General features: G+C 55.9%; 4 protein-coding genes. All 4 read left to right on the top strand.

All coding sequences use genetic code 11. From position 1 onward, the window contains the following. The first annotated feature begins 87 nt into the window (after window positions 1-87). The 4 genes from V7676_RS16810 (at window position 88) to V7676_RS16795 (ending at window position 5,844) form a co-directional block, all read left to right on the top strand. Window positions 88-1,404: a tyrosine-type recombinase/integrase gene (locus V7676_RS16810; RefSeq protein ID WP_335660766.1), complete on the top strand. Its 1,317-nt coding sequence runs from the start codon at window positions 88-90 to the stop codon at window positions 1,402-1,404. 548 nt (window positions 1,405-1,952) lie between these two features. Continuing rightward, on the top strand, window positions 1,953-3,698 hold the full coding sequence (locus V7676_RS16805) for a copper resistance system multicopper oxidase (RefSeq protein WP_335660765.1): 1,746 nt from the start codon (window positions 1,953-1,955) through the stop codon (window positions 3,696-3,698). Next, window positions 3,695-4,870: a copper resistance protein B gene (locus tag V7676_RS16800; protein ID WP_335660764.1), complete on the top strand. Its 1,176-nt coding sequence runs from the start codon at window positions 3,695-3,697 to the stop codon at window positions 4,868-4,870. The genes V7676_RS16805 and V7676_RS16800 overlap by 4 nt, the downstream gene beginning before the upstream one ends. Before the next feature lie 392 nt (window positions 4,871-5,262). Then, window positions 5,263-5,844 (top strand): cytochrome b/b6 domain-containing protein, encoded by a 582-nt coding sequence (locus V7676_RS16795; RefSeq protein ID WP_335660763.1) that lies wholly within the window; start codon window positions 5,263-5,265, stop codon window positions 5,842-5,844. The last annotated feature ends 156 nt before the right edge of the window (window positions 5,845-6,000 follow it).

The following is a 6,000-nucleotide window of genomic DNA, read 5'->3' as shown; positions in this document are numbered from 1 at the left end:
GAGCTAACACATAGCTAACACATTTTGACTCCTTTGCCAAAACCTGATAGCCGTAGGTCATCATATCCCAATAGGTGGAGGCGTAGTGTGGAAAGTCACCGAGTTCTGGGCGGTAAAGTGCAGCTGTATCGGCGCGGTGAGAGTCGCATCTGGCAATGCTCTGCCTCGGTCGGCGGTAAACAACGACGCGCCACGACCAAACGTGAAAGTCTCGCGCTCGCTTCAGAGTTTGCCGAAGACTGGTATCTCGCGCTGCGTGGTAAAGATCATGCCGGTATTCTCCTTTCAGAGAAGAGCTTTGCCCAGGCCGCCGAGCAGTTTCTGTCGGAATATGCGGTCATCACGGAAGGTGAGCGCAGCCAAAAATGGACCGAGGGCCACGAAATCCGTCTTCGATTACATCTTTTGCCATTCTTCGGTGAGCTAGGCGTCTCGAAGGTTACTCCAGCCAAAGTGCAAGATTACCGTGTTCACCGAATGACATCGAGGCTTGAACCCAATCCGGCTTCGCGTAGCAATCGCCCATTAGTGGACAAGCCGCCGGCACGCAGCACATTGCACAACGAAATCGTAACGCTTCGCATGGTTTTGAAGACGGCTATCCGCAATGGCTGGCTGGAACATTTGCCAGACTTGTCACCGCCGTACAGGACGCAGGGTAAGATAGTGCATCGGCCCTGGTTTAGTCCGGCTGAATATAAGCAGCTGTATGAAGCCACACGTGCCTATGCGCGTGAGCCCTATCATGAGCGAGACCGCTGGAATGCCGAGCAGGTACATGACTACGTGCTGTTTCTTGCCAACACCGGCCTTCGTCCTGATGAGGCAAAGAACCTCCAGCATCGCGATGTGGCGATTGTCGAGGATGATGCGAGTGGTGAAACGATCCTTGAAATCGAGGTTCGCGGCAAACGCGGTGTCGGCTATTGCAAATCAATGCCGAGCGCAGTGAGGCCATATGAGCGTTTGCTCAATCGGCCTAAGCCTGTGAAGACTGAAAGCCGCCGTGAGAAACAGCGCCGCCGCAAGGCGGGGTTACCGCCCCTCTCTGAAGATCTACCGGAATTAGAATATCCCGATCTACGAGAGTCTGTTTTTCCAGGTAATCATGTGAGATTGTTCAATGGTATATTGGAGCGAGCAGACCTCAAGCGTGACCGCGACGAAAAGCCGCGCACTGCGTATAGCTTGCGCCACACTTATATTTGTATGCGGTTGATGGAGGGCGCCGATATCTACCAGATTGCCAAGAATTGCCGAACCAGCGTCGAGATGATCGAGAAATTCTATGCTGCACACATCAAGAGTACCCTTGATGCGGCATCTATCAACGTCCGTCGTCCCAAACGACCTGCGGGATTGAAAACATCAGCCCGCCCTGTGATTAGAATTGAAGACGATTAGTCTTGCTAACGGTACGGCCGCAATAAGCAGTGATTTACACAAAACCTTACACAATTGAGCCGATAAACAGTCATTTTCGGCAATCAGAAATTTGCTCGAAACTTAAAGGGCTGAAATGCTAGGATTGGATCGGTAGTCTCGCTCGACTCAAAATGCCGTTCCGAGAGGAGTGTCGGTTCGATTCCGACCGCCCGCACCATCATTCTAAACGAGCAAAAACGGCCCAGAACTGGGACTTTGATCGTTCTTGTATGGGGTGAAATGCGCCGAACGGGCATCACCCCGAACCTTGCGAAATGACAGCCGAACGCCTGTCATGCTGGCCACAGGAATCCCGGACGGGATTCGGCCATCGCCGTGACCTAGAAAATCCCCACAACCGCAAATTTTGCCCTTGGTTCCAGTCGCCAAGTGTGTAGGAAGGCACTAAAAGACCGAGCGTGCTTGCTTCCAATCACCCCGGCGACGTCAAGTAGGGGTGATATCATTATGTTGAATAAGCAATTCGTCGCGAAACAAGTGACATTTTAAAACAAGGGGCTGGTATTATGATCACCGTTAATCGACGCAAACTTCTCGGAGCAGGGGCCACCGGAATGGGCCTGCTCGGCCTGGCCGGTGCCGTTCCGGCCTGGGCGAGAGGTGGGAATCTCCTGGATGCTACAGCCCGCAAGGGCTTTGACGAAGTGACCGGATCGAATATTGACCTGACAGTTGCGCGCTCGGCTTTCACCACCGGGAAAAAGCGTGGCGGCGCGATAGCGATCAATGGCAGCATTCCTGGCCCGCTATTGCGTTTGAAGGAAGGCACGACCGTCCGCCTCAACGTGCATAATCAGCTAGAAGAGGACACCTCGATCCACTGGCACGGCCTGATCGTTCCGTTCCGGTTCGATGGAGTACCGGGGGTCAGCTTTCCCGGGGTTAAGCCCGGCGAGACCTTCACAGCAGAATTCCCCGTGCGGCAATCGGGTACCTATTGGTGGCATTCGCACAGCGGCCTGCAGGAACAGGCCGGGCATTACGGCCCGATTGTGATCGATCCCGCAGGCCCCGACCCGGTGCAGGCAGACCGCGAATATGTCGTTGTACTGAGCGAGTTCAGCGAAACCGATCCAAATGTACTTTACGACAAATTGAAAAAGAGTTCTGATTATTTCAATTATGAACAAACAACATGGACTGATGACTATCCGCTCAGTGGAGCGCAGAGAAGAACATGGGCAAAAATGCGAATGTCGCCCGTTGACATTCTCGATATCACGGGATCCACGTACACCTATCTTATTAATGGTCATGGACCGGCAGATAATCTTGAATTCACGTTCCAACCCGGCGAACGCATTCGTTTGCGTTTTATAAATTCGGGGGCCGCCACATTTTTCAATATCCGTATTCCCGGCCTCCCGATGACGGTGGTTCAGGCCGATGGTCAGAATGTCGAGCCGGTCGAGGTTGACGAATTTCAGATCGGCATCGCCGAAACTTACGATGTGCTTGTGACTCCGGGCAATGAAACTGCTTACACTATGGTGGCCGAATCGATGGACCGGTCTGGCATGGGTATTGCTTCACTGGCAGCTGCTCCTGGAGCGCGCGCCGCAATTCCTCCGCTGCGGGATCCACCGCTGCTGACCATGACCGATATGGGCATGGGCGGCATGGCTGGCATGGCGGCTGGCTCAGAAGGCATATCCGGAATGTCCAGCGGACAAGAAATGTCCCCAATGAAAAAGCGCGATGCGCCCAAATTGCCGGCGAATGTCAAGAAGGGCCCCGGACTTGCGATGGTAGCCGCGAACCCTGTCGATCGCAGCGGCGATCCAGGGGTTGGCCTTGCCGATGTTCCGCACCGAACGCTCAATTATCGCAAACTGCGCGCACTTACGCCTAACAAGGATAATCGAACACCTTCGCGAAGGATGGAAATCCATCTAACAAGTAACATGGATCGCTATATGTGGTCGTTCGACGGGAAGAAGTTCTCAGCCGTCTCCGACGACCCGATCCGCTTTGCTTATAATGAACGCGTGCGCGTCAAGCTGATCAACGACACAATGATGGCCCACCCGATCCACCTTCACGGGCATTTTTTCGAACTGGTCAACGGCGCGCCCGCCGACCGGCAGCCGCTGAAGCACACGGTTAATGTGCAGCCCGGCGGCAGCGTGGAGTTCGATTTGACCGCAGACGAGCCCGGTGACTGGGCCTTTCACTGCCATATCCTCTATCATTTGGTCGCCGGGATGTTCCAGATCGTCACCGTTGCCAATCCGGCCGGAGACGAAGCATGAAGACTTTTGTTGTAAGCACGATCGTATCGCTCGCTGCGGGAACCGCGCTGGTATCGCCGGTATCGGCACAGCAGCACACCGGGCATGACATGGCCCAGCCACAGCAGAGTGCGGGGCAAGCAGCGCAGCAATGTGCCCAAGAGGCACAGCGCCATCGCGCAATGGGTCACACCGTCCCGGATGGCGCCTGCAAACCTAAGCCTGAAGCTGAGGCCGAAATGGATCATGGACGCATGGATCGTTCGCAGATGAACCACGGCGCGATGCCTATAGCCGAAGGGCAAACGGGCATGGCGATGCCCATGAACCAATCCGGGCAGCAGGTCGCACCGATGGATCACGGCACAATGACCGATGCTTCGGCACCCGCGCAGGGCATGCAGGGTATGGACCACTCCACTATGCAGATGAATTCCGGCGCTGACATTCCGCTACTTCCTCCTCCGCCCGAAGCCGGAAGCGGGCCTGCCCGTGCGGCGATACCGGTATGGGGTGAGGAAGCCATGAGAGAGGCTCGCCAAGAACTGATCCGCGAGACCGACGGCGGCAAGCGCCTGTGGATCCAAGGCGACCGCTTTGAATATCGTGCGCTTGAAGGCCGGGACGGCTACCTTTGGGACATGCAGGGCTATTACGGCGGCGACATCGACAAATTCTGGTTCCGGTCCGAAGGCGAGGGCGCGTTCGGCAAGAAAGTTGAAAGCGCCGAGGTCCAGGGACTGTGGAGCCGTGCAGTCGCCCCTTTCTTCGATTTCCAGGCAGGTATCCGTCAGGATTTGACCGGACCGAAGCGGACCTATGGTGTGGTCGGCTTTCAGGGTTTAGCTCCCTACAAGTTCGATATTATCGGAGCAGCGTTTCTCTCTAACACCGGAGATATCACCGCTCGTTTCGAGGCTGAACTGGACCAGAGAATTACCCAGCGTCTGATTCTCACGCCACGGGTGGAGGTTAACCTTGCCGCTCAAGACGTGCCCGAATTGGGCATCGGGGCAGGCATCGACCGGATCGAGCCCGGAATTCGCTTGCGGTATGAATTCGTACGCGAATTTGCACCCTATATCGGCATCGCTCAGGGTTGGAAAGTTGGTAGAAGCGCCAATTTTGCACGCGCGGCTGGCGAAGACCCGAGTGTGACGAGCTACGTAGTTGGTGTCCGGTTCTGGTTCTGAGTTTGAGAGAAACCCAATGAAGACCGTCATACCTGCTTGGACCTGGGCCGGTGCTGGATACACTTCCGAAGGTGGAGCTAGGGATCGTCCGGAGCGATCTTTACGGATCACCCATGACCGTTGCGCTAACATCGTGCGGCCTGTTCACTTTTGGCGCGGCGACATCTCTCCTATTCATATCGCGCTGAAAGGAGGGCAAAGCGTTTATAGCGACCAGAATCAGTTTGCTGGTTTTCGAGGTCGCCGGCGCGCTCCTAACAGGTCGGGGACTCTGGCATATCTCACTGCGACAATTGGCGATTGGCGGCGTCGCTGCAGCTGCAACCTTTGCAATAGGAAACTGGTCGGGCAAGCTATCGGCTGACGGACATCCCACGAGAGGAAATTATCGTATGAAAGTAGAGAAATCAGGCAATCCACAGCACTATTCGAACCTGACGCGCTTTCTTCATCTGGTGACGGTACTGGCGGTCACCGCAGCGCTTGTCATCAGTTTGTTCATGACTTATCCAAAGGGGGGGCAGCCGGGCGATTTCTGGTTCGAAGTGCATGAAAAGGCCGGGCTGGTCGCTCTCGGCGGATTGGTCCTGTTCTGGCTATGGGCCGCCTTCCGGCGCCGCGAACCCAGTCTTGGTGACTGGTTTCCCTACCTATCTGGTCGTCGGCTTGCCGCATTGTGGGCCGATATCAAGGCGCACCTAGCTATCCTTCGGGGTGGCAAGCTTCCGATCAGCGATGATCAGCCGCTGGCCAATGCCTTCCACGGTCTTGGCGCATTGATCGCTCTTGTCTTGGCGGCGACGGGCACGCTTGGCTATTTCTACGGCCAGAGCTGGGCACTTGGGGTGCACGAGGCACTGGGCCTCCCGATGTGGATATATTTCGGCGGACATGTACTGATGAGTCTGGTGCATGAATTCGCGCATGATCCGGTGCTGAGGAACATGTTCGTCTTCCGCTCCCGCAAACCGTGATGAAACCGGCGCGTGTCACGCTCGACCTCGCCAGTCGCGCGCATGACGCAGAAGAGACCCCGGTTCTCGAACATATCGAGGGCCGCTAGCCAATCAGCGAGGATGCCGCAGAACTTGCGGAAGACCAGAAGAAGATTGGGGCCGAGTGTCGGACCA

Origin of the sequence: Parasphingorhabdus sp. (assembly GCF_036963805.1) — a bacterium.
GTDB lineage: Bacteria > Pseudomonadota > Alphaproteobacteria > Sphingomonadales > Sphingomonadaceae > Parasphingorhabdus.
Note: the sequence above shows the minus strand (reverse complement) of the source record. Positions and strands in the feature narration are given on the sequence as shown.

Bases quoted from the DNA above. Each gene is read 5' to 3' on its own strand.
- V7676_RS16805 (WP_335660765.1), top strand. From the start codon at position 1,953: ATGATCACCGTTAATCGACGCAAACTTCTCGGAGCAGGGGCCACCGGA.
- V7676_RS16800 (WP_335660764.1), top strand. From the start codon at position 3,695: ATGAAGACTTTTGTTGTAAGCACGATCGTATCGCTCGCTGCGGGAACC.
- V7676_RS16795 (WP_335660763.1), top strand. From the start codon at position 5,263: ATGAAAGTAGAGAAATCAGGCAATCCACAGCACTATTCGAACCTGACG.